The sequence below is a fragment of the Rufibacter sp. DG15C genome (genome assembly GCF_001577755.1).
GTDB lineage: Bacteria > Bacteroidota > Bacteroidia > Cytophagales > Hymenobacteraceae > Nibribacter.
Map to the genome: position 1 here is coordinate 1,954,069 of NZ_CP010776.1, position 23,965 is coordinate 1,978,033.

20 protein-coding genes are annotated in these 23,965 nt (G+C 49.7%); 11 read left to right on the forward strand and 9 right to left on the reverse strand.

What is annotated here, in order from left to right; all coding sequences use genetic code 11:
* Nucleotides 1-58 precede the first annotated feature (58 nt).
* From TH61_RS08330 to TH61_RS08340, 3 genes are all read left to right on the forward strand, one after another.
* The gene (locus TH61_RS08330; RefSeq protein ID WP_066508216.1) at nucleotides 59-1,192 is read left to right on the forward strand and encodes a hypothetical protein; all 1,134 of its coding nucleotides are present in this window, start codon (nucleotides 59-61) and stop codon (nucleotides 1,190-1,192) included.
* Between the two features lie 70 nt (nucleotides 1,193-1,262).
* Complete coding sequence (gene kbl, locus TH61_RS08335; RefSeq protein ID WP_066508218.1) at nucleotides 1,263-2,456, forward strand: glycine C-acetyltransferase; 1,194 nt, start codon at nucleotides 1,263-1,265, stop codon at nucleotides 2,454-2,456.
* Nucleotides 2,457-3,066: 610 nt separating this feature from the next.
* Nucleotides 3,067-3,966, forward strand: a complete 900-nt coding sequence (locus tag TH61_RS08340) for an NYN domain-containing protein (RefSeq protein ID WP_066508220.1) — start codon at nucleotides 3,067-3,069, stop codon at nucleotides 3,964-3,966.
* A gap of 170 nt (nucleotides 3,967-4,136) precedes the next feature.
* Here TH61_RS08340 and TH61_RS08345 read toward each other — a convergent pair whose 3' ends face one another.
* The 4 genes from TH61_RS08345 to folP form a co-directional block, all read right to left on the reverse strand.
* Nucleotides 4,137-4,811, reverse strand: a complete 675-nt coding sequence (locus TH61_RS08345; protein ID WP_066508223.1) for a PolC-type DNA polymerase III — start codon at nucleotides 4,809-4,811, stop codon at nucleotides 4,137-4,139.
* Nucleotides 4,812-4,943: 132 nt separating this feature from the next.
* A complete protein-coding gene (locus TH61_RS08350; protein ID WP_066508224.1) occupies nucleotides 4,944-5,858 on the reverse strand; it encodes a serine hydrolase in 915 nt (304 codons plus the stop codon).
* 223 nt (nucleotides 5,859-6,081) lie between these two features.
* Entirely contained in the window at nucleotides 6,082-6,912 is an 831-nt protein-coding gene (gene cdaA / locus TH61_RS08355; protein ID WP_066508225.1) for a diadenylate cyclase CdaA, read from the reverse strand.
* Nucleotides 6,909-7,688 (reverse strand): dihydropteroate synthase, encoded by a 780-nt coding sequence (gene folP / locus TH61_RS08360; protein WP_231862327.1) that lies wholly within the window; start codon nucleotides 7,686-7,688, stop codon nucleotides 6,909-6,911. The genes cdaA and folP overlap by 4 nt, the downstream gene beginning before the upstream one ends.
* Nucleotides 7,689-7,806: 118 nt before the next feature.
* Between folP and TH61_RS08365 the strand changes: the two genes are divergently transcribed.
* The 5 genes from TH61_RS08365 to TH61_RS08385 all read left to right on the forward strand — a co-directional run bounded on the left by TH61_RS08365 (nucleotide 7,807) and on the right by TH61_RS08385 (nucleotide 15,091).
* The gene (locus TH61_RS08365) at nucleotides 7,807-8,376 is read left to right on the forward strand and encodes a DUF1599 domain-containing protein (RefSeq protein WP_066508228.1); all 570 of its coding nucleotides are present in this window, start codon (nucleotides 7,807-7,809) and stop codon (nucleotides 8,374-8,376) included.
* A complete protein-coding gene (locus tag TH61_RS08370) occupies nucleotides 8,354-9,466 on the forward strand; it encodes a BT_3928 family protein (RefSeq protein WP_197464120.1) in 1,113 nt (370 codons plus the stop codon). The genes TH61_RS08365 and TH61_RS08370 overlap by 23 nt, the downstream gene beginning before the upstream one ends.
* Nucleotides 9,467-9,542: 76 nt before the next feature.
* Nucleotides 9,543-10,112, forward strand: coding sequence for a shikimate kinase (locus tag TH61_RS08375; protein WP_066508230.1), 570 nt, complete (start codon nucleotides 9,543-9,545; stop codon nucleotides 10,110-10,112).
* 55 nt (nucleotides 10,113-10,167) lie between these two features.
* A complete protein-coding gene (locus TH61_RS08380; protein ID WP_066508232.1) occupies nucleotides 10,168-10,776 on the forward strand; it encodes a sterol desaturase family protein in 609 nt (202 codons plus the stop codon).
* A gap of 979 nt (nucleotides 10,777-11,755) precedes the next feature.
* On the forward strand, nucleotides 11,756-15,091 hold the full coding sequence (locus TH61_RS08385; protein ID WP_066508234.1) for a YDG domain-containing protein: 3,336 nt from the start codon (nucleotides 11,756-11,758) through the stop codon (nucleotides 15,089-15,091).
* Between the two features lie 102 nt (nucleotides 15,092-15,193).
* Here the strand turns inward: TH61_RS08385 and TH61_RS18235 are convergent, their stop codons facing one another.
* Nucleotides 15,194-15,364: a hypothetical protein gene (locus TH61_RS18235; RefSeq protein WP_197464121.1), complete on the reverse strand. Its 171-nt coding sequence runs from the start codon at nucleotides 15,362-15,364 to the stop codon at nucleotides 15,194-15,196.
* Nucleotides 15,365-15,661: 297 nt separating this feature from the next.
* On the opposite strand from TH61_RS18235, the gene TH61_RS08395 reads away from it, so the two are divergent.
* On the forward strand, nucleotides 15,662-16,057 hold the full coding sequence (locus tag TH61_RS08395; protein ID WP_066508238.1) for a hypothetical protein: 396 nt from the start codon (nucleotides 15,662-15,664) through the stop codon (nucleotides 16,055-16,057).
* Between the two features lie 4 nt (nucleotides 16,058-16,061).
* On the opposite strand, the gene chrA is transcribed toward TH61_RS08395, so the two are convergent.
* Complete coding sequence (chrA, locus tag TH61_RS08400) at nucleotides 16,062-17,408, reverse strand: chromate efflux transporter (protein ID WP_066508239.1); 1,347 nt, start codon at nucleotides 17,406-17,408, stop codon at nucleotides 16,062-16,064.
* Nucleotides 17,409-17,662: 254 nt separating this feature from the next.
* On the opposite strand from chrA, the gene TH61_RS08405 reads away from it, so the two are divergent.
* Nucleotides 17,663-18,073, forward strand: a complete 411-nt coding sequence (locus tag TH61_RS08405) for a hypothetical protein (RefSeq protein WP_066508240.1) — start codon at nucleotides 17,663-17,665, stop codon at nucleotides 18,071-18,073.
* A 96-nt stretch (nucleotides 18,074-18,169) separates the two neighbouring features.
* Here TH61_RS08405 and TH61_RS08410 read toward each other — a convergent pair whose 3' ends face one another.
* Nucleotides 18,170-19,540, reverse strand: coding sequence for an MBL fold metallo-hydrolase RNA specificity domain-containing protein (locus tag TH61_RS08410; protein ID WP_066508242.1), 1,371 nt, complete (start codon nucleotides 19,538-19,540; stop codon nucleotides 18,170-18,172).
* 401 nt (nucleotides 19,541-19,941) lie between these two features.
* On the opposite strand from TH61_RS08410, the gene TH61_RS08415 reads away from it, so the two are divergent.
* Entirely contained in the window at nucleotides 19,942-21,471 is a 1,530-nt protein-coding gene (locus TH61_RS08415; protein ID WP_066508243.1) for a SulP family inorganic anion transporter, read from the forward strand.
* 202 nt (nucleotides 21,472-21,673) lie between these two features.
* Here TH61_RS08415 and TH61_RS08420 read toward each other — a convergent pair whose 3' ends face one another.
* Both TH61_RS08420 and TH61_RS08425 read right to left on the reverse strand, forming a co-directional pair.
* Nucleotides 21,674-22,699 (reverse strand): UDP-glucose--hexose-1-phosphate uridylyltransferase, encoded by a 1,026-nt coding sequence (locus TH61_RS08420; protein WP_066508244.1) that lies wholly within the window; start codon nucleotides 22,697-22,699, stop codon nucleotides 21,674-21,676.
* 64 nt (nucleotides 22,700-22,763) lie between these two features.
* Nucleotides 22,764-23,924 carry a galactokinase gene (locus tag TH61_RS08425; protein ID WP_066508245.1) on the reverse strand — a complete coding sequence of 387 codons (1,161 nt, stop codon included), beginning with the start codon at nucleotides 23,922-23,924 and terminating at the stop codon, nucleotides 22,764-22,766.
* Nucleotides 23,925-23,965 lie beyond the last annotated feature (41 nt).

The window sequence follows — 23,965 nt, forward strand, 5'->3', positions numbered from 1 at the left end:
ATGGGCGTGGCTCTTAGCCTTTTGTATCTTTGAACATAGAACCACGCGTACTCTCTCTATGACCTTCTCAGAGTTTCTGGTTAAGCGGCGCATTGAAGAGTCGGCCTTCGCGGCCGAGGATGCCCCCCGGTACGCGCAGTGGCAGACGCTATACGCCCAAATGCACCCCAATAGTTTTTACAACTCGGTGAAGATGGTGCTCAACGACGTTCGCCGAAGGTTCCATCTGGCCCAGGTATCCGCCGCAGAAGCTGTTGCTGCTCCCGCCAAGCCGAAGCCGGTCATCCGCCGCGCGCCTTCTGCTGTACCCGCTGAGCCTACTTCAGAACAAGCCCCCGTTTCCAGACAGCCTGCCGAGATAGTTGCGCAACAGTCTGCGTCAGTGCTAGAGGAGAAGAAAACGGAAGAAGCTGTTTCGCAAGAAATCCCTAAACCAGCCAAGCCCAGACCGGTCTTTAAGCGGCCAGCCCAAGCGGCAGAGGAAATTGCTGCTTCTGAGGAAAAATCTGAGTCTGCACCGGAAACGCCTGTCACAGCGCCTAGACCACGCCCTGTTTTCAAACGGCCATCTGCCGCCGCACCTGACCAACCAACAAAAGAGAAGGCACCCGAACCAAAAGCAGAAAGCCCGGCGGGTGATTCGCCTAAACCGCCCAAACCTAGACCCGTGTTCAAGCGTCCTGCGGCTACCCCTGAAACCAAGGCTGATGAGGTAGATGGCCAGGAACCGTTTTTGGCCTCAAATCCAGAAAACAGCCCAAAAACGGAACTTGAGTCAGGAGCTGTGTCTACTTCTACCGCAGACGCAAAACCTGCCACGCCCAGACCTAGGCCGGTGTTTAAAAGGCCATCGGCGGAAGTGAAAGGGGAGGGAAGCACTGAAGAGCTATCTTCTTCAAAGCAACCCTTGCCTGAGCAACCGGAGGCACCAACTATTGAAGTAATTCCTTCGGCCAAACCGCCAAGGCCGCGCCCAGTCTTCAAACGACCAGCCTTAAGCACAGAGTCTGTACAGGATAAGCCAAAGGACGTATCATTTTCGGCTCAGAATCCAGAAAATAGGCCAAAAACGGAAGATATGCCAAGTGCAGAAGGTGCACCTGAAGAAACTCCTTCGCCCAAAACGCCCCGGCCGAGGCCTATTTTCAAAAGACCCAGCCCCTCAGCAGAAGGCGATGGAAACCCCAAATGATTGATTACTTTTACAGAGGATAAGGCGCTCTTTACAGGAGCCAATAACCAACCACCAATAACGAGCAACCATGTACGAAACCTTACAACCAGATTTACAGCAACAGCTGGCAGACATTGAGGCCGCCGGTTTATATAAAAGAGAGCGCATCATCACCACTCCCCAGCACGCTGAGATTAAAACCCAGCAGACCGGTGAGGTTTTGAACTTCTGCGCCAACAACTACCTGGGCCTTTCCTCGCACCCGGCGGTGATTGAGGCCGCCAAAAAGACCATTGACACCCACGGCTACGGCATGAGCTCGGTGCGTTTCATTTGCGGCACCCAGGACATCCACAAGGAGCTGGAGGCCAAGATTGCCGAGTTCCTGGGCACCGAGGACACCATCTTGTACGCGGCTGCGTTTGACGCCAACGGCGGCGTGTTTGAGCCTTTGTTTGATGAGCAGAGTGCCATCATCTCTGATGCCTTGAACCACGCGTCCATCATTGACGGCGTGCGTCTGTGTAAAGCCCAGCGCTACCGCTATGAGCACAATAACATGGCCGACCTGGAAGCCAAACTACAGGAAAGCCAAGACGCCAAGCACCGCATCATTGTCACAGACGGCTCTTTCTCCATGGACGGCACCATTGCCCAGCTGGATAAAATCTGCGACCTGGCAGACCAATACAAAGCGTTGGTCATGGTCGATGAGTGCCACTCTTCCGGCTTTATTGGCAAGACCGGCCGCGGTACGCATGAGCACCACAACGTAATGGGCCGCGTGGACATCATTACGGGTACCTTGGGCAAGGCCCTGGGCGGCGCCATGGGCGGCTTTACCTCCGGTAGAAAAGAGATTGTGGACATGTTGCGTCAGCGCTCGCGCCCGTATCTGTTCTCTAACTCCTTGGCTCCCTCTATTGTAGGTGCATCGCTGGCCGTGTTGGATTTGTTGAGCTCCAGCACTGAACTGCGTGACCGTCTGGAGAAAAACACCCTGTATTTTAGAGACAAAATGACTGCCGCCGGCTTTGACATTAAGCCGGGCGTGCACCCTATTGTGCCGGTAATGCTGTATGACGCCAAACTAGCCCAGGACTTCGCCGCGAAGATGCTGGAGAAAGGCATTTACGTAGTTGGGTTCTATTACCCAGTGGTAGCTAAAGGCGCAGCCCGCATCAGGGTTCAGTTGTCTGCAGAGCATACGCAAGAGCACATTGACCGCGCCATCGCTGCTTTCATTGAGGTAGGCCATGAGTTGGGCGTCTTGAAAGGGTAATCGTTTCTAGCCTGTTTTACAGGGAATAGCTCAAAAACGCCTGTGTGCCAAATGGTTACACAGGCGTTTTTTTCTTTTGTGTTATAAAATGAAATTAATCTTTGAGCTCCTAGATAGGAATTTGCCCCAGCTTCTATCTTGTACAATTGATTCTCCCTTTACAACAGAAACTACTAGAGAGAACCTCTTAACCCCTTGTACATAGGCTTTTTATATTTTTGTTGTCATACCCAAATCCGTTACTTACTTTTGTGACCGGCCTGCTGTGAAAGCAGTCCGTATATAATAAAGACAAAGGCATTGCCAGATGCCCTGACTAAGCATCTGGAGACAACAAAAACAACTATTGGCTTTCCTTGTTAACTGACTATTAGCAAGAGATTGATTGAACTGCGTGTGAACGCAAGGTATAGCATTTCATAGGATTCTTAATTTTATCGAAGATTAGATTTAATCTACAGAAACCCACCCCATTCTACGTTTCTGTCTCCGTTTCCTCCCCCAGAGAAGAACCTGTAAGTCCGTTGCCCACTTTCACGTCACAGTTCATGGCTTGGTTTTGTTTTCCCTTGCCCGGATCAGATTGACAGACCAAAAACAACAGACAGACATGCAAGAAAAACTAGTGAGGATTGGCGTCTTCTATGACGGCAACTACTTTCTCCAGGTAAGTAACTACTACGCCTACGGGCACAACCGCAAGCGCCGCATCAGCATATCAGGCTTGCATGAGTTCATCAGAGACCAGGTGGCCGAAGAAGAGGGCATGGACCCGCGCCTTTGCAAGATTGTGGATGCCCACTACTTCAGGGGCAGGCTCAACGCCTATGACGCCAGCCAGCGCGGCGACACTCTGTACTGGGACCGCGTCTTTGATGACATTCTCATGTCTGAAGGCGTCACCACCCACTACCTACCCGTACGCACCACCCCCGAAGGCTTTAAACAAGAACGCGGCATAGACGTTTGGCTGGCCCTGGAAGCCTTTGAACAGGCTTTTTACAAGCGCTTTGACGTCATGGTCTTGATTTCTTCTGACGGAGATTATGTGCCGTTGGTACGCAAGATCAACACCTTGGGTACACGCGTTATGGCTTTGACGTGGGAGTTTGAGTACACCACAGACAACGGCCAGCGCATGACTACGCGCCCGTCGCAGGACCTGGTAGCCGAAGTGAACTACCCACTGGCCATGCACACCATCATAGACCAACGCATCGCCCAGAATGACCCGGCCATGAGCCGCCTGTTTGTGCAGCCAGACCAGAAGCGCGTCACCACTATCACAGACAGCGCAGACGCTATCACAGAAACGCACGGCGAAGGCGAGATTATGAGCCTCAAGAACGGGTACGGTTTCATCAAATATCCGCCCAACAACTTGTTCTTCCACTTCACCAACGTGCTAGACACAGACTTTACCGAACTGCGCGTAGGCGACTTTGTGGAGTTTGAAATTACCAAGGACGAAGAAGGCAATGACGTGGCCAAGAACGTGAAGATGATTTAACGCTTTCAACTTATAGCTTACAGAAAAGGGAACAGATGATAAGTCTGTTCCCTTTTCTGTTTTTGGCCTGTTTTGCAGGAAATAGGCCAAAAACAGTTCTATCATGAGATTGCGGCGGTAAAACGAAATGGCGAAACACGCTTGTAGTTAGGTGCTCTGCACAAGGATTGTTATAAGTTGGTTGGCGCCTCGTCCTCTGGTTTAAAGAAGGAGGGACCGGGCACCAACTCTGCATATGGCGGCAACCAGCGCGGCGAACCGTATTTAGGGTTGATGACTATCTTGTTGAGGAGCTGGTCCACAGGGCTTTCCTCATGCAGTCTGTGCAACAGGTGCCAGGTGGCGGTGGTGTCTGGCAGGGCGCGGTGCCACCTGGGCAGCGGCACATTGTACACCCGGCACATGTCGGCTAGGCTCCTGGGCGAAGGCTGGCGCATGCGGCACACCGACAGCGTGTCCAGAAACGGATGCTGGGTGGCGGGCATCTTAAAGCGGCGATAGGCGGCGTACAAAAAGCTTAGGTCATAAGGGGCGTTGTGCGCCACCACCACGCTGTCGCCAATAAACTCCCTTAGAACGGTGAACGCGGCCTGCTCCTCCATGCCGTGGACCAGGTCCTCGTCCCTAATGCCAGTTATCTCCGTGATTTTTCGCGGGAGCGGGGTAGTCACCTTCACCATGGTCTGGAACTGTGACACCACTTTGCCATTAGCCCCGCGCAAGGCGGCTATCTCAATCACGCGGCCCTTGCTGGCGCTTAAGCCCGTAGTCTCAAAGTCCAGCACGGTCACATTCTCCAGTACCGGCCTGGTTTGCGGAAACAATGAAAGCAAGTTGTTAAGCATAAGGCGCGCAGGGGAAGTAAGTCAAAAAGCAGGTCTCTATACGAAAGTCTGCGTTGGAGTGACTTTGGGAATAATCGTTTTTAGCCTCTTTTCTAGAAATCAGGCCAAAAACGCAGCCGAAAGCCATGCAGCTCAATACCTCTCCACACCGGGCGCCGGTTTCCATTTTGACTTGGGTTCAAAGTGCTGCCACAGGACTTTGGACACTTCCCTGATGAGCGTGAACCCGGCGTTGGAGCGCTCCCAGGTTTCGTCCTTTTGGTTTTTGGTGATGATGCAGAACACGTAGTCGCCGTGCGGGGCGTTGACCAAGACCACCTCAGACCGGGACTGATTTACGGCGCCAGATTTGGACGCGGTATGTACGTAGGGCGGTATTTGGGATAGTGCTTCGGCGTCATAGTATATGCGGCCCAGGTTGCGGTACATACGCTCACTGGCCGCGGGGCTCACGGCGCGTCCTTCTCTAATCATGGTCAGGAGCGTGGCCATCTCCCGCGGTGTGGTCTGTCCCCAGCCGTATTTTTCCCAATTGGGTCTGCGGCCAGGCGTTCGGGAGTTCATGCGGGTGTCCTGAAAACCGTTGCTCTCCAGCCACTGGTTGATGGCCGTGCCGGTGCCTGCCAGGTGCTGCAGCCACAGACTGCCCGTGTTGTCTGAGGTGGTGATGCTCAACATTTGCACCTTGCTCAAGGCTACCAGGCTGCTGTCTTTGAAATTGCCCACAATGTCTTCGCCGGCATATAACAAAGAGTCCCGGTACTGAAGGATGGCCTTGGGGTCCAACTCGCCGCGTTCTATTTTGTTGAACACGCCCACCATAATGGGCACCTTGATCATGCTGGCCGTTGGGAAGAGCGTGTCTGCGTTGATGGCCACCGTTTTGCCTGTCTTCAAGTGCTTCACGTAAATCCCCACCTCGCCTTGGAATCCTTTGGTTAAGGCTTCTAGCTTTTGCGTTAATTTCTTTTCTATCTTTTCTTTGGCGGTTTGCGCGGAAACGGAGAAACTTATAAAGCAGAAAAGAAGGAGATGGAGGAGGCGCATAGCGTTCGGTTTTATCTGCAAAAGATAGAGAATCTATACGAAAGGAGGGAAGCGTTTTTGGCTTGTTTTCTGGGAAATAGGGCAAAAATGAAAAGAGTTGTTAGCTCTTGTTGTTGTAAACATCCCCCTTCGTCCCCTTTAAAGGGGAATCTGTAGAAAGAACGGCCTATAGTTTTAGGAAAGGACTTGAGTGACAATCAATAATTAACAACCAGCAATCAACTTACGCCGCAGAAGCCTTTTCAATCACCTTCGGCTCAATGTCAAAGAGGTACTGGTTGAGCTTGGACCGGAGGTCGGCGGCAGAGAGGTTGCGGTACACTTCGCCGTTGCGCACAATGGCAATCTGGCCGGTCTCCTCAGAGACTACCAAGACAATGCTGTCGGTGACTTCGGTGAGGCCAATGGCGGCGCGGTGCCGCAGGCCCATAGAGGCGGGCACGTCATTGCTCTCCGTTACAGGCAAAATGCAACGGGCGGCCTTGATACGGTTGCCTTGAATGATGACCGCGCCGTCATGCAGCGGGCTGGTCTTGTTGAAAATGGAAAGCAACAACCGTTTGCTCACCACGGCATCAATGGCGTCCCCGGACTCGGCGTAATATCTCAACTCTGAGCTCCTCGCGAAGACAATCAAGGCCCCTGTGTTTTTACCGGCCAGGGACTTGGCGGCCTCAATGAACGGGGTGATGCTTAGTTTGTCGGGGCTTTGGGTTTTCCGCCAGGGGAAGCTCTTGAAGATGCTGTCATTGTTGAAGGCGGTAGTCTTGCCAATCATCAACAGGAAGCGGCGTATCTCGGGCTGGAAGACAATGATGGCCGCCAACACGCCCACGCCCATGAACTGCCCCAAGATGATGGTGAGCAGTTCCATGCCCGCGGCCTTCACCACCAGGTAGAGCAGGTAGATGGACAGCAGGCCCATGAAAATCTTGAGGGCCACGCTGCCGGTGAGCAGTTTATAGAGTTGATATAGCAGGACGGTGACCAGCAGCACATCAATGATGTCCAGCCACTCTACTTCTAAAAACCCTATGGTAAACAACTGCATCACGCGGTTATGGTTTTATGTACTAATTGTATGGCCTGCGCAGCCTCCTGTACGTCATGCACCCGCAAGACGTCGGCCCCGTTCAGTAACGCCAGGGTGTTGGCTACAATTGTGCCGGCCAGCGCATCTTCTGGTTTTATCTGAAGCGGTTTGTAGATCATGCCCTTCCGGGAAAGGCCGATCAGCAAAGGCAGTTCCAGCATCTCCAGGTGGCGCAAATGGCTCAGCAGGAAATAGTTCTGGTCTATTGTCTTGGCAAACCCAAACCCTGGGTCCAGCAGAATGTCCTTCACGCCCAGGGCCCGCAACTGCGCAATTTTTTCTACGAAATAGGAGATAAGCTCCTCTACCAAACCGTTGGGATACTCCGTCATTGAGGCCATAGTCTGCGGGGTGCCGCGCATGTGCATCAAAATATAGGGTACTCCCAACTTGCCAACGGTCTCAAACATGGCCTCGTCTAAGGTTCCGCCAGACACGTCATTGATAATATGAGCGCCTCGCTTAACGGCTTCCTCGGCTACCTTGGCCCTGAACGTATCTACAGAGATAAGTGCCTCTGGGTATGCCTGCGCCACGGCTTCAATCACTGGTAGCACTCTGTTCAACTCTTCCTGCTCTGTCACCTCAGGGGCGCCCGGTCGGGTAGAATAGCCGCCAATGTCCAGGAAGGTGGCGCCGTCTGCCAGCATCTGTCCGGCTTTGGCCACGGTCATGTCTAGGTTAGAGACACGGCTGTTGGCGAAGAAGGAATCTGGCGTGGCGTTCAGGATGCCCATCACCGTGGGGTGCTCTAATGAGACCAGTCTGCCACCACAGTTAAGGGTGGATTTTTTGCAAAAAAGTGTATCTTTCGCTTTAAATAGGCTCATTTACCTTAAAAGTAAAACGAAAAACTTGATTCACCAAACGGCCCAGGAATACCAGCGTGTAGTAGAGGCGTGCCAACGTCTGTTCCTCCAGAAAACCCAGGATTACGGGACGGCCTGGCGCATTTTGCGTTTGCCGTCCATTACAGATCAGATCTTTATCAAGGCGCAGCGCATACGGTCCATCCAGGAGAAGGGCACGCAGAAGATACAAGATGACATCACCTCTGAGTTTGTGGCCATTGTCAACTACTGCGTCATTGCCCTCATCCAAGAGCAACTGATGGCTGCCGGCGAAGAAGAGCAGGCCCTGCCCGTGGACCGCGTGCGCGAACTCTACGAAGACGAGATCCGCAAGACGCACAGCTTGCAGCAGGATAAGAACCATGACTACGGCGAGGCCTGGCGCAGCATGCGCGTAGAGTCCATGACCGACTTGATTTTGATGAAAATATACCGCACCAAGCAGATTGAGGACAACGACGGACAGACCCTGGTGTCTGAAGGCGTAGAAGCCAATTACCGCGACATGCTCAACTACGCGGTCTTCTGTCTCATTAAACTAGGATACCCCCATGGTACTGCGTCTGCTCAATAGGTTTGCCTGGCTGGTAGTTGGGGCGCTCTTCATCTTCTCGGGCCTCATCAAGCTCAATGATCCCGTAGGCACGGCCATCAAGTTGGAGGAATACTTTGAGGTTTTCTCTAAGGATTTCTCCAGCGTCTTTCTGGTGTTTGTGCCCTACGCACTCTACTTCTCTATTTTCCTGAGCTCATTGGAAGTAATACTAGGCGTGGCGCTGTTAGTGCGCTGGCGCGAAAGGCTGGTGCTCTGGGTTTTGCTGGCCTTGACCGTCTTCTTTACGTTCCTGACCTTTTACTCGGCGTACTTTAATAAGGTAACCGACTGCGGCTGCTTTGGGGATGCCATCAAACTCACGCCCTGGGAGTCGTTTAGCAAAGATGTCATTCTCTTAGTGTTGCTGTTGATTCTGTTGGCTACCCAGCGTTTTTTGCCTGTTTCCACCAAAAGAGGGCAAAAATCGGCAGGCTTTGTAGTGCTAATTGTCACCCTGCTATCGGTGGGCATGGGCGTGTATGCATTTCAGCATGAGCCATACCTGGACTTCAGGGCGTATAAAGTAGGCGCGAACATTCCGGCCTTGATGAAACCATCTGCTCCTTTGCGCTATGAGTACATCATGGAGAAGGGCGGAAAGGAGGAGCGCTTTACGGAGTACCCAACAGACCCTAGCTACAAATTCAAGAAGATGGTGCCGCTTAACCCACAGGACGGTCCCAAAATCACCGACTTCAACGTCTGGAACGACCAGGGCGACTTCACCAAGGAGTTGTTCATAGGCAACCGCTTGTTGCTGGTGGTGCATGACATCCCGAAGACAAACGCAGAGAGCTTTAAAGAAATCAATGGGTTGTTGACTAGCCTAGAGAAGGACTCGTCTAAAAAGGTGTCGCCGGTGGTATTGACCTCTAGCAGCGGCCAGGAGTTTGACGTTTTTAGGCATGAGGTGAACCTGTCTGCGCCTTACTATTTTGCAGATGCCACAGTTCTTAAAACCATTATCAGGTCCAACCCGGGTCTGTTGCTTCTTAAAAACGGCGTGGTGGTAGGCAAATGGCATCACAATGACGTGCCCACGCAAGAGCAAGTGCAGTCACTCTTATAAAAGATCGTCGTTTTTGGCCTTATTTCTAGGAATCAGGCCAAAAACGGAGTTCATACATATTGCTTAGTAAAGATCCATGGAGACTAACAGCGGCATGCACATCTTCTTAATTGGCATGCCCGGCAGCGGAAAGTCTACCATAGGGAAGAAGCTGGCTGACAAGTTGGGTTATCCGTTTCTGGATTTAGACGAAGTGATTGTGGAGCGGGAAGGCCAGACCATTGCAGCGGTTTTTGAAAGGCACGGACAGGAGTATTTTAGAGCCGCTGAGGCTGCCGCGTTACGCAGCCTTGAGTCCATTGCCACTGGATTGGTGGTGGCCACTGGCGGCGGAACGCCTTGCTTTTTGGATAACATGGTCTACATGCAAAAGCAGGGCCTTACCGTTTACCTGCAGGTTTCAGTAAATAAATTGCTGGAAAGATTCACTGAGGAGGAACTGAGCATCAGGCCGTTGCTTCAAAACAAGTCTGATGTGGAGCTTTTGACGTATTTAACCGAAACTTTAGCCCACCGCGAACAGTTTTACAAGAAAGCCCAAGAGGTGATAGAAACCGGAAGTATCCCATTGGAAACCACAGTGGCCGCTCTTGAGAAGCGGATTCTGCCGTATCTCTCCCAGCAGAAGCGCCGGAGCGTCTCATAATTTTAGCTATTTTTGTCTGTTCAATTGACAGAATCGTTTCATTAACCTTTTACCCATGAAACCGAATCATAAAGGATCTGCTACCATTTTTAAGAATCCTGCGTTGGAGCGTCTCACGCATACGCACATTGCCATCCCCATCACTATTTTCCTGGTGATTGCTACTGGCTTGCTCATCTACGGCTTCCAGTACGGGTTTATTGATGTGTTATCGGCGGTTGGTTTGTTTTTGGCCGGTTGGTTGATGTTCTCTTTGGTAGAATATTTGGCGCACCGCTTCATCTTCCATATGGAGACAGACACTGAGCTGAAGAAGAACATCCAGTACACGTTTCATGGCAACCACCATGACTACCCCAAGGACAAGACGCGTCTGGCCATGCCTCCCATTGTGAGCTTGTTCATCGCCTCGTTTTTCTTCTTTGTCTTTAAGTTGATCTTTGGCACGTTGGTGTTTGGTTTGGTGGCAGGCTTCTTGTTTGGCTATGCCTTGTACCTGTTTGTGCATTACGCGGTGCACGCCTACGCTCCGCCTAAGAACTTCTTAAAGACCCTCTGGATTCATCACAGCATTCATCATTACAAAGATTCAGAGAGAGCCTATGGCGTCTCTTCGCCGCTCTGGGATTACATCTTAGGCACCATGCCAGAGCGTAAGAATTAATATCTCTACTTACACATTCCTCTATAAACAAGAAAGGCTCCTCATTAGGGAGCCTTTCTTGTTTATAGTCTTATTAGGATTGCATTGGTTTGGGTTGCTGTCTGTGCCTTTGCTAGAAGGCCGCATCTAACTTCTCCCTAACTCTAAAATAAGAGTCCTTCTCAATTCACGCTTAGTAGTGATACCAACACCTTATTAGGCAGCAAAACACTCTTTCTGCCAATTCTAAATTCACAAGTTTAGCCTCACTCACTCATATTCTGAAGTTACGAAAGTAGCCATCTGATAATGTTCCTACTTATTATCTAAATCTATGATTTTATGAAGTATAACTTGTTGGTTATCAATATTATGAAATAGTTGGTTTTGGATTTTATTCAGATGAACTGTTGCATTTAGGTGTTTTGAAGCAAAAGTATGCACGACATGCCATCCAAAATATATTAGGTCTTTTAAATACTTGCTTTTCTGGTAGTTGCAAACTCAATGTCGGGACATAGTTTTATGATAAATGCTCCTGATTTATCCAGAAATAACGGATTTTCGTTCAATTGAATGCCTTTAAAACCTCTTATTTTATAATATTTCTAATAAAACGATATCATTAAATATATGATGAAAATAATAGCTGCAAAAAAGGTTATGTATTTAATAAAGAACTTTTTGTTTTTTTTAAATTAAATAATGCAATTCATGATTTTTAATATAGTCTAATCCAAATATATGATTTTAAGCTATTTAAATATGTGGAAGCTATATGTAGAAATATTTCCTTAATACTTATTGCTAAATTTATAATATATTAAATAAAATTAATACTGTTTAGTAGTTAGAATGAGTGGATAAGTTATGTCATGAAAAAGTTCAATAAAATTATAGGATGAATTGATAAAAATGATTGTGGAAATTGCATCGGAAGTACAAAAAGTCCCTCGCTATGTACTAAACCTTTTTGAATTGACACATTTAGATCATTTTTATGCAACATTTTTACACGTCAAACTCATTAGTTCAGAAAAAGCAGGGAAAGGAATTATTAAGTAGGTTTATCTCAGCTAAATTTTTTCTGATCTTTTTTGCTTTAGTTCTTTTTTTAGGGGTTTCCTTAGAAGTAGATGCACAAGTTACAGTCACTCCTGCAACTGGTGGTACAGGTCTATCAGTGGATAAGGCTGCTAATTCAACCACTCCTGTCGGAGGAACGTTCACTTCGCTATCAACTATCATTCTTCAAGAGCCTCAAGCCGCTTATTTTACTCCTTCTACGTTTACTTCATTAGTAATAAGCGCTCCATCTAACTGGACGTTTAATCCTGGTGTGGGGACTGTAACAGTTATTCCTACTAACGGTCAGTCTGGTGACTTTTACGTTACTAATTTAAGTATCACAGCATCTACTATTACTGTAAGCTTTGCTTACAATCTTCAGGGAAATAATAACGGTGTAAACAAAATAGACGGAATTAATATCGCGGGCTTGCAGGTAAAGGCAACGGATGGTGCCATTGTACCTAGTACTGGTAACATAACCTCAAGTATAACAGGTACTACTTCCTTAGGGACACTTTCACAAGGAGTAGGAACGGTGACAAAACTAGGATTTACTACCCAGCCGGCAACTTCTACGTATGGCACTGCCATTTCTGGTGTGCCTGTGATTCAAACTCAAGATCAATATGGCAATCCTAGTATAATAGGCTTGGCTTCTTCCTTAAACGTTACCTTAACTTTTTCATCAGGTAATGGTACTCTAACTAACAACGTAGTTAATATTGGCACTGCAGGTGGTAATGGTACGGCTACGTTTTCTAACCTTTTATCTTCTGCGGCAGGCACTAAGGTGTTGTCAGCCGCCGCTACCAACTACACTTCTGCAGTAAGCTCCAGTTTTGTGATTAACCCCAAAGTTTTAACCATTACTGGTGCTACAGCAGTAAATAAAGTGTACGATGGTGGTACAACAGGTACTTTATCTGGCACTCCAACTTTGGTAGGTGTTATAAACAGTGATGTTGTTGCTTTATCAGCTGTAGGCGCAACAGGCATATTTGCAAACAAAAATGTTGGCACAGGTAAAACCGTAACTGCAACAGGCTATACGATTTCAGGTACGGGGGCAAGTAATTATACCCTTACCCAGCCTACGCTCACAGCTAACATTACAACTAAGGCTTTAACTATTTCTGGTGTTTCTGGTGTTTCCAGAATGTATGATGGTACGACATCTGCTATGCTTTCAGGTGTTGCAACCTTAGTGGGGATAATCACTCCAGACGCGGTTACTCTTGGTGGTGCAAGCATTACAGCTTCTTTCGTAAACAAAAACATTGGGACAGGTAAAGCCATTACTGTATCAGGTTATACTATTTCAGGTACTGATGCAGGTAACTATACCTTGACTCAACCAACCGGTCTCTCAGCTAACATCACTGCCAAAGAACTTACCATCTCTGGCTTGGCAGGTATCACAAAAGTGTATGATGGTACTACCTCTGCCACGCTTCCAGCTGCAAGTTTAGTAGGAGTAATTTCTCCAGATGCTGTTACTCTTAGTGCCGCTGGTGCCACTGCCGCTTACTCTGATAAGAATGTTGGAACTGGCAAAACCATCACAGTGGCGGGTTATACCATCACTGGCGCAGGTATTGGCAATTACACCTTGACCCAGCCAACTGGCATAACAGGAGCTATTACAGGCAAATCATTAACTATTTCTGGTCTTACAGGAGTTAATAAAATATATGATGGGACCACCACTGGTTCACTTTCTGGTACCCCAACATTAGTTGGAATAGTGGGAAGCGACGTTGTAACTGTAGTTGCCTCTTCAGCGTCTACTGCTTTTGCTGATAAAAACATTGGAACTAGTAAGCCACTGACTGTAACAGGCTATAGCCTAGGCAGTACAGATGCTGGTAACTATACTTTAACGCAACCTACGGGTCAGACCGCAAACATCACACAAAGGCCACTAACCATTACGGGTATATTGGCTGCTTCAAAAGAATACGATGGCCTTACCTCATGTGAATTGTCAGGTGCTACTTTGCTAAATACAGTAACCAATGATGATGTAACGCTTGTAGTTTCTGAAGTAACTGCCGCTTTCAATAATGCGAATGTTGGGACAGGCAAGTCTGTTAGTCTTTCAGGATTATATTCAATTACAGGTACAGCAGCGAATAACTATTCCATTTCTCAGCCCGTTACATCGCTTACAGCAAATATCACGCGTAAGACGCTCACCATTTCTGGAGTTAGTGGAGTTAGCAGAACATATGATGCCACCACAACTTGTGCCCTTACAGGTACAGCGGTATTAGAAGGCTTGATTGGTACAGATGTAGGTAAAATATCCTTAGCTGGAACCACTACTGCTACGGCCGCTTTCTTAGATAAGAACGTAGGCATTGGCAAAATTGCAACTGTGTCTGGCTACACATTGTCAGGTGCCGCAGCAGATTTAGACAATTATACGCTTGAGTTGTTTTCCCCTAAAGCAGACGTTACTCCAAGAAATCTTGCGGTAACCGTTCTAAGCGAGAATAAGACAACGTCTAATGGAGATCCAATTGTTAGCTTGTTCTCAACAGATAAACAGGGAAATGATGTTATAATTTATTCATATGCCACAGCTAAATATGTAATAGATCAAACTAGTGGTGCCAAGACTATTGACGTGACAGGTATTGCAATAAGTGGTACTGATGCAGGAAATTATGCTCTGCAAACAACGCAGGCCATGGGCCTTGATCCACTTCCTGTTACCCTTGTATCTTTCACTGGCAAATCTACTGCTGTTGGCGTAACGCTGAATTGGTCAACGGCTACTGAGAAAGACAATGCGTACTTCCAGGTAGAGAGAAGCTTAGATGGCAAGACGTTTGTTGGCGTTGGGAAAGTGAAAGGGAATGGCAACAGCAGCACCTTAATCAAATACCAGTTTGTAGACGGTCAGTCACTGTCTGGAACGGTGTATTACCGCTTGAGACAAGTGGACGTAGACGGCAAGTTTGAGCTTTCTAAAGTAATTGCGGTAAATGCACAGGGCGGTTCTTTAGCGGTAGGCATTGTAAAAGCATATCCAAACCCAACGTTTACAGGCAAGGTGTCTTTAGAGGCGGGCAGAGGCCAAGGCGGCACGGCAGTTATCACCTTGTTGAACGGAAACGGCCAAATCATCTCAAAACAAGAGACTGTGCTAGTAGAGGGACAGCCGTTAGAACTGGATTTGACTCAACAAAAGGCGGGTATGTACTACCTGCAGGTGGAGAACGGCGCTGGCCGTAGCACTTGCAGAATTGCAAAGCAATAAGTACCACATGAATGCATAAACAGAAGAAGGCCACCTGCAAAGGTGGCCTTCTTCTGTTTTAGGGCTACTTCCAGAAAAGCAGCCTGTAAATGATTGGGTTGACTATCTTCTGAGTTTCCGGAAGAGCCAGCCAATCAAAAGCACAATTAGGACAATGATAATGACGGCGGTCCACATGCCGGCTTCAAAGATGTCACCTATCACTTCGCAGCTGGAAAGAGTAAGCGACATTACTAGGAGTAATGAGAATAAATATGCCTTTAGCGTTTTCATAGTTTTAGTGTTTGGTCTGGTCGTGTAGCCTTTGTTCATCAGAGACTATTGTATTATCTGAATACTCTTTTTTGGGCAAAAGGTTAAAATTGACTCTTGATTGTAGGGAAGTAAGTGTAGCAGCACTTGTCACTAGTTATAAGTGAGCAACATTGCTACTCTGCGTTTTTAGCCTGATTTCTAGAAAGTAGCCTGAAAACGCATCGGGCTATTCAGTGAAAGATGCGTATCTTTAATAAAAGAGCGTTGACCACCGCGCATACTGGAAATTCTTAACTTCTTACCAACGGAACGGCTATGTCTACTAAACTAATCATGACGGCAAGTGCATTGAGCATGGCCATTCTGGGCGTGGCCTTTTCCTTTCTGCCGGTGGAGATTCTGGCGTATTTCGGGAAGACGGTTGACCCCGAGATGGGGTTGATGCTGCAGTTGGCTGGGGCCTTGTACATTGGCTTCGCGATGCTTAACTGGATGGCCAAGAGTATCTTAATTGGCGGGATTTACGCGCGGCCTGTGGCCATTGGCAACCTCACCCATTTTCTGGTGGGGGGGGTAGCACTGTTCAAGGCCCAACTGCATGGCAACGGATCTGTGGAAGGGTGGGTGCTGACCGGCGGGTATTTGCTCTTCGCGGCTTTGTTTGCCTGGGTGATGCTGACGCATCCGCTAAAATCTCCTAGTCAGCAGTAATCTGTCAGGCGCCACCCGTCACTAGATAATATCCCAGCCCCGCCAACGCACTGATGGATATCCACAGCATCATGCCTACCTTAAACCGAAACATGGCTATAAAGGAAATCAACGTCCACGCCAAGGTAAAATAGTCAAGGCCGGCTAAGGAGGTTTCCTTCGGGAACCAGACCGCTTTCCCAAAATACACCGTCAGGTTCAAGATAACCCCAACTACTGCAGCCGTCACCACGCCTAGAACTCCCTTTACATGGGCATTGTCTCTAGTTCTTTCAATCAAGGGCGCGCCGGCCAGAATAAACAGGAAGCAGGGCAGGAACGTGTAGAACGTAGTAGTGAGCAGACCCAAGGCGCCCATGGCCAGCGAGCCCCCATACTCATGATAGCCCGCCATGAAGCCCACAAACGCCAGGACCATGATCAGCGGCCCGGGCGTGGTCTCGCCTAGGGCCAGTCCGTCAATCATTTCATACTTGGTGAGCCAGCCTAGCTGCTCCACCGTTACCTGCGCCACATACGGCAGCACGGCGTAGGCTCCGCCAAACGTTACCAAGGCCGCCTTACTGAAGAAGATGATGAGCGTCTGCCAGAAAGCAAATTTTGAGGTGAGCAGATAGAACAAGCCAAGGGGAATGCTCCATAATACAAGGGTAATGACTAAGCGAACAATTGGAATTCTGAGCCCCGAGTCTGCCTGGTGCACCTGACTTTGCGCGTTGAGATAATAGCCTTGTTCATTGGCCAGAGCTTCGGCGGGAGTGGCTTTGCTTTCCAGCAAACTGGGGTGCACCTTCATCAGAAGAAACGCCACCAGGATGGTACAGAGAATAATCAAGGGGAAAGGCACTTGATAAAAGAAAATACAGGTAAAGCTGAGGGCAGCCACCAGGTAATGAAACCAGCTCTTTAAAGATTTGCTGCCTACTTTGAACAGCGCCACCAAGACAATGGCCACCACCGCCGGTTTAAGGCCGTAGAACAGCGCCGCCACCCACGGAATGGTCCCATAGGTCACGTACACAGAACTCAAGGCCAACAAGATGAACACCGATGGCAGGACAAACAGAATACCCGCCGTCAAAGCGCCTCTCACCCCATGCAGCAGCCAGCCCAGGTAGGCGGCCAGTTGTTGGGCTTCGGGGCCTGGCAGGAGCATGCAGTAGTTAAGCGCGTGCAGAAACCTAGACTCAGACACCCACCGCTTCTGCTCCACCACATACTGGTGCATGATGCCAATCTGCCCCGCCGGACCGCCAAAACTGATGAACCCCAACTTGAGCCAGAACAAAAATGCCTCTTTAAAGGAAGGCTTTGCCGGCGGAAGCGTTTGGCCTAGATTCTGGTTTTCCATAGGGACACTATATATGAGTGAGTGGCACAAAGGTTTGGCTAAAAGTACTCAGTTCTTGGAGATAAGTTTGGGATGTTTACTTTCGGATAATTACAATTAGAGAACAGCCCCAAATCACATAAGATATCTTGCTGGCAAAGCCTTATCTTTGAGCCGTTAAACCAATTATTGGGGCTGCAAACTTTCTTTAAGGAATTCCTGTTCTGTTGCCATACCAAAAGCACCCGTCAGGCGCATCATACAAATAAGCAATCATGAAAATAACCAATCAAATCTTGGTAGTGGCAGTAGCTGTGTTGGGCATGGCTTGTTCAGCAGATAAGAAAAGCACGAATGGCAAAGACGGTTTCACGCCGCAGCCCATCAACTTCGCCTCTACGCCTGCGCCAGGAGACTCTGGTAAAGCCGTAGCCGGCCTTAATCCGCCACACGGACAGATGGGACACCGTTGCGACATTGAGGTAGGCGCGCCGCTTAACTCGGCCCCGAAGGCTTCTTTGCCAACCACCACCACGGTCAATCCAACTCCAACACCAGTGCCAGTAACCCCTCAGCCTGTGCAAGTGTCGCCGCAACCGGTAGCCACCGCCCCGGGCATGAACCCACCCCATGGACAGCCAGGCCATAGCTGTGCCGTAGCCGTGGGCGCTCCTTTGCCCAAGTAATTCAGCCGCTCTGTAGCAGCTTTTCATAAAAAGAGTCGTTTTCGGCCTGGTTTCCAGAAATCAGGCCGAAAACGACTCTTTCTTTTTTGGGGTCACCTACACTACGTAAGACAACCTGAACTCCGGAATCTCAATGTTCCGGTAGCCAATTTCCTCCAGATCTGATTGGAGTTGTTTCATAACCGGTACTTCGCCGTGCACTAAAAAGATTTTCTGAATTTGGTCTTTGTCCTGGCAATGCAGAAACTTGGCGATGTCGCCGTAATCGCCGTGGGCGCTGTATTCTTTCATCTCAATCATCTGGGCGCGTACCTCTATTTCTTCACCGTGAATGAACACCCTCTCGGCGCCGTTGGTGAGTTTGCCGCCCAGGGTAGAAGGCTCGCAGTAGCCCGTCACCAGTACCGCACTGTTAACGTCTGACAGGTTATTCTTGAGGTGGTGCTGGATGCGGCCTGCGTTCATCATCCCCGAAGACGAAATAATCACGCAGGGCTCATCCATTTTAATCAGCTCTTTTGAATCCTCCACCTCAGTAATGTAGTTCAGCTGCGGGAAACCGAACGGGTCTGGGTCTTCCTTGATATATTCCAGCATAGTCTCATTGAAACAGTTGGTATGGTCGCGCATAATGTCTGTGGCATACACTGAGAGTGGACTGTCCACAAACACTTTTACGTTGGGTAGGCGGCCTTCCTCCGCCAGGTAATTCAAGGAGTAAATCAATTCCTGCGTGCGGCCAATGCTAAATGCCGGAATCAAGAGTTTGCCCTGTCTTTCTACGCACACCTCGCGCACAATCTTCTCCAGTCGGTCTTCGGTGTTGTCCAAGCTGTCATGTACGCGGTTGCCGTAGGTAGATTCGCAGATGATGATTTCGGCCTGCGGAAATTCCTGCGGCTTGTTTAAGATGCGGTTGGAGAAACGGCCTATGTCGCCAGAGAAAGTGAGCGTTCGGATGCGGCCTTCGTCTTGTAGTCTTAAGTTAATGGCAGCGCTGCCCAGCACGTGCCCCGTGTCGGTGAAGAGCAGTTCAATGTCCTCGTCTATCTGGTAAGTCTCATTGTAGGGCACGGTTTGGAACAAGTCCAAAGCTTTTTCTACGTCCTCTTCTGTGTACAGAGGTTTCTCACCTTCACTCTCGCCACTATTCCCTTGAATGCGAGCACTGTCCCTGAGGAGCAATTCACAGAGCTCTAGCGTGGGCGGCGTGCAGAAGATTGGACCGTTGTAGCCGTCCTGCACCAGTTTGGGGATGAGGCCCGAGTGGTCAATGTGCGCGTGCGACAGAATGAGGTAGGTAATGTTTTCGGGCTCAAACTCAAAGGTGCGGTTGAGGTCATCTGAGCGGTTGCCTTGTCCCTGTGAAAGGCCGCAGTCCAGCAGAATGCGTTTGCCGTTTTCTAGGGTAACAAGGTGTTTACTGCCCGTCACGGTCTGGGCCGCGCCGTAAAAAGATATGGTCATAGAAGGAGATTCTAAAGGCTAGGCAATCGTGTACGCGCAGGCATTTGGGTTGTTGTGGATTATGGCAGCAGGCGGCCTCGTTTTTTGCTTCTTTTCTAGAAAATAGCCCGAAAGTGATGTCATTTGCTTGACAACCAGTCTGATATAATTTATGGCTGCCGAGTGAGTTTGAAAGGGCGTGAGAAAAGCGGTATTTTTGAGCCCTTCAGGGCAAATCTTTCTGCTTTGTTTCTTGCGCTTACGCCGCCGTGAGTGCTTTGACTGTAAAACACTTTGACTTAAAACCAGGTGTCTTTTACCACTGTACAATAGCCCGCTAACGGTTTACGCCTTAAAAAGTAATTTAAGTTTGTAGCGTAGCGTCAGATTTGAACATTCTAGTACCTTCTTGAATCTTAAGAATGAAGCCCATTGTACGCTTGTTTGATTTCAGTCAGAAAGTAGAGTATAAGAAAGAGATTCTGGCTGGTCTCACTGTGGCGATGACCATGATTCCCGAGTCGCTGTCTTTTGCCATTGTGGCGGGATTTCCGCCGTTGGTGGGCTTGTATGCGGCTTTTATCATGGGCTTGGTGACGGCAGTCTTGGGCGGAAGACCGGGCATGGTCTCTGGCGGCGCGGGGGCTACAGCCGTGGTGCTCATTGCCTTGGGTCAGAGTCACGGGCTGGAGTATGTGTTTGCCGCGGTGGCTTTGGCGGGAGGGCTGCAGATTCTGGTGGGCGTGTTCAAACTGGGCAAGTTCATTAGGCTGGTGCCGCAGCCGGTCATGTTTGGGTTTGTGAACGGGTTGGCGGTTATCATCTTCATGTCTCAGGTGGAGCAATTCAAGACCCAGACAGGCTGGTTGTCTGGGGATGCGCTCTACATCATGGCTGGACTAGTGGCTTTGACCATTGCCATTGTATTGCTGTGGCCCAAGATTACCAAGGCCGTGCCCCCGTCGCTGGTGGCCATTCTGGTAGTATTTGGCGTGGTGACGGGCTTTGACATTGACACCAAACTGGTGCGTGACATTGCCTCCGTCTCTGGCAGCCTGCCACCTTTCCATGTTCCGCAGATACCTTTCACGTTGGAGACGCTGCAGATTATTTTCCCGTACGCCTTGATCATGGCCGGCGTGGGCCTCACCGAAAGCCTCTTGACGCTCAATCTGGTGGATGAAATCACGGGTACGCGCGGCAACGGCAACCGCGAAAGCCTGGCCTTGGGCACAGCCAATGTACTGAACGGTTTCTTCTACGGCATGGGCGGCTGCGCCATGATTGCCCAAACCTTGGTAAACCTTTCTGCCGGAGCAAGAGCGCGTCTGGCCGGCATTGTAGCGGCCTTCACCATTCTGGTCATCATTCTGGTGGGCGCACCTTTCATTGAGCGAGTACCCATGGCCGCCTTGGTAGGCGTGATGGTGATGGTGTCTATTGGCACGTTTGAGTGGATTAGCTTCAGGATCATCAACAAAATGCCCAGGCACGACGTCTTTGTGGGTATCTTGGTGGCGGCCATCACCGTCTGGTTGCACAACCTGGCACTGGCCGTCTTGATCGGGGTGATTATTTCCGCACTAGTCTTCGCGTGGGAAAGCGCCAAGCGCATACGGGCCAGAAAGTACCTAGACACCAATGGCACCAAGCACTATGAACTGTACGGCCCATTGTTCTTCGGGTCTGTGGCCGCGTTTAATGAGAAGTTTGATGTAGCCGATGACCCGCAGGAAGTCATCATTGATTTCAAGGACAGCCGCGTAGCCGACATGTCGGGTATTGACGCCCTTCATAAACTCACCGAGCGCTACCAGAAGGCCGGCAAGAAACTACATCTTCGTCACCTAAGCCCTGACTGCCTAGTCCTGCTGAAAAATGCTGAAGCCGTGATTGAGGTGAATATTCTGGAAGACCCGCATTACGCGGTAGTGACGGATGAACGGGTGTAGTAGAGAGGAGCGTTTTTGGCTTGTTTTAGTGAAAAGAGGCTGAAAACGGGATTCTACTCCTAGTAGCAGATTCTCTCATCAAGGGAGATTTGTAACTTTAGAGAGCTTCGTTTCAATAAGAAACGGCTCATAGTGTCTGCAACTATGAGCCCTTTGTGTTCTTTCGTTTTTGACCTGATTTCCAGAAAACAAGCCAAAAACGTTATACCAATCCTCTTAACCGTTCAGCGGCGCTTTCTGGGGTGATGTCCCGTTGAGGATTGCCCATGAGCTCATAACCCACCATGAATTTCTTGACGGTGGCGGAGCGCAGCAACGGTGGGTAGAAGTGCATATGGAAGTGCCATTCTGGATGGTCGTGTCCGTCGGTGGGGCTTTGGTGCAAGCCAGCCGAGTAGGGGAAGGAGGTCTGGAACAGGCGGTCGTAGACTTCAGAGAGCTGTTTCATGATGGCGGCAAAGGCGTCCTTTTCGGCATCGGTCATTTGTCCTAAATGCTGGAAATGGCGCTTAGAGATAATCATGGTCTCAAACGGCCACACCGCCCAAAACGGAATAAGCGCGACAAAATGCTCGTTCTCCAGCACAATGCGGGTCTTCTCCTCCAGCTCCAATTCCAGGTAATCTGCCAGCAGGCTTCGGCCGTTTTCCTGATAGTACTGGGTCTGTTGCACGGTTTCTTTGGCCGGCTCTACTGGCACCGAGCTCTGCGCCCAAATCTGGCCGTGCGGGTGCGGGTTACTGCTGCCCATCACCGTGCCCTTGTTCTCAAAAATCTGCACGTAGTTGATGTAGTCCAGCGCGCCCAGCTCCAGGTATTCCACCTCCCATAAATCCACCACTTTCCTGATTTCCGGCACCGAAATCTCGGACAAGGTCAGGTCATGGCGCGGCGAGAAGCAGATGACCCGGCAGATGCCCCGCTCGCTTTCGGCTTTGATAAGGCTACCTTTGGTGAAGGAACCGGCGGGCGTCTCTGACTGCAGGGCGGCAAAGTCATTGGTGAACACAAACGTGGACAGGTAGTCTGGGTTGGTTTCGCCGTTGGCGCGCAGGTTGCCCGGGCATAGGTAGCAGGTGGGGTCATAGGCCGGCCTTTCCTCTTTGGCAACCGTTTCCTGCTGTCCCTGCCACGGGCGCTTGGATCTATGCGGAGATACCAACACCCAGTCGCCGGTGAGGGCATTATATCTTCTATGCGAATGGTCGTTTAAATCAAAAGACTCCATGAGGCAATGAGTGATGGATTGATGGAATGATTTAGTGAATGGGTTTGTCGTTTTTGGCCTGTTTTCAGGAAACTGGGCTAGAAACGAGGCTGCTACCGTTCACAATTTCGGCTATGTAGGCTTTCATTTTAATCCCGAACTTTTGTTCATAGGCGTCTTCCATCTGCTGGATGAAAGGGCCTACCTGGTCCAACTTGACCAAATTAATAGTACAGCCGCCAAAGCCGCCGCCCATCATGCGTGCGCCCAGAACGGCCTCGTTTTTCTTGGCAAGGTTTGCCAGGAAATCCAGCTCGGGACAGCTAACCTCATAGTCATGTTGCAGACCTTGGTGCGAGGCAAACATCTTTTGCCCGAACGCAGCCATGTCTTTGCGTTCCAAATCTTGGCAAGCGGCTTCTACGCGCAGGTTTTCTTCTACCACATACTTGCAGCGCTTGTAGACCACGGGGTCAAACTCAGCCTGGTGCTGGGCCAGCATCTTTAATGTAGCATCGCGCAGGCTATGCACCTCTGGGTAATGCTGGTGCAGGATGGCCACGCCTGTTTCACACTCCTGGCGACGGGTGTTGTACTCAGAAGAAGCTAGGGAGTGTTTGACTTGGGTGTCCAAAAGCACAATGCGGTAATCGTGCATGTCCAGGTCATAGTAGTGGTACTCCAAGGAGCGGCAGTCCAACTTCACTACGCGGTCATACTTACCGAACATGCTGGCAAACTGGTCCATGATGCCGCACATCACGCCGGCATATTCGTGCTCGGCCTTCTGCGCCATCTTCACCAGGTCAAACTTCTCAATGTTGAGGGCATACAGGTAGTTCAAGCCGTAGGCCAGTCCGCACTCCACCGCCGCGGAGGAGGACAGTCCCGCCCCAATGGGAATATCGCCTCCAAACACCAGGTTAAAGCCTTTGATGGTATGGCCGGCCTTCTGTAACTGGGCTATCACGCCCAGCAGATAATTGGCCCACCTAATGTCACTTTTCTGGACGTTACTCAGGTCAAATGAAGAGGTCTCCTCCAAGTCATAAGAGTAGACATTGAACATGTTGGTGCCGTTGGGGGCCAAGGCGAAGTAAATCTCCTTGTTAATAGCGGCCGGCAGCACAAAGCCGTTGTTATAGTCAGTATGTTCACCAATGAGGTTGACGCGACCCGGAGAGCGTACCACCACAGGGTCCAGGCGGTATAGTTCTTTGTATTTAGCGACAATGTCTTGAACCATAAGAAAGGTGTTTTGCTAGGTGTAAATAGAATCTGGGCAAA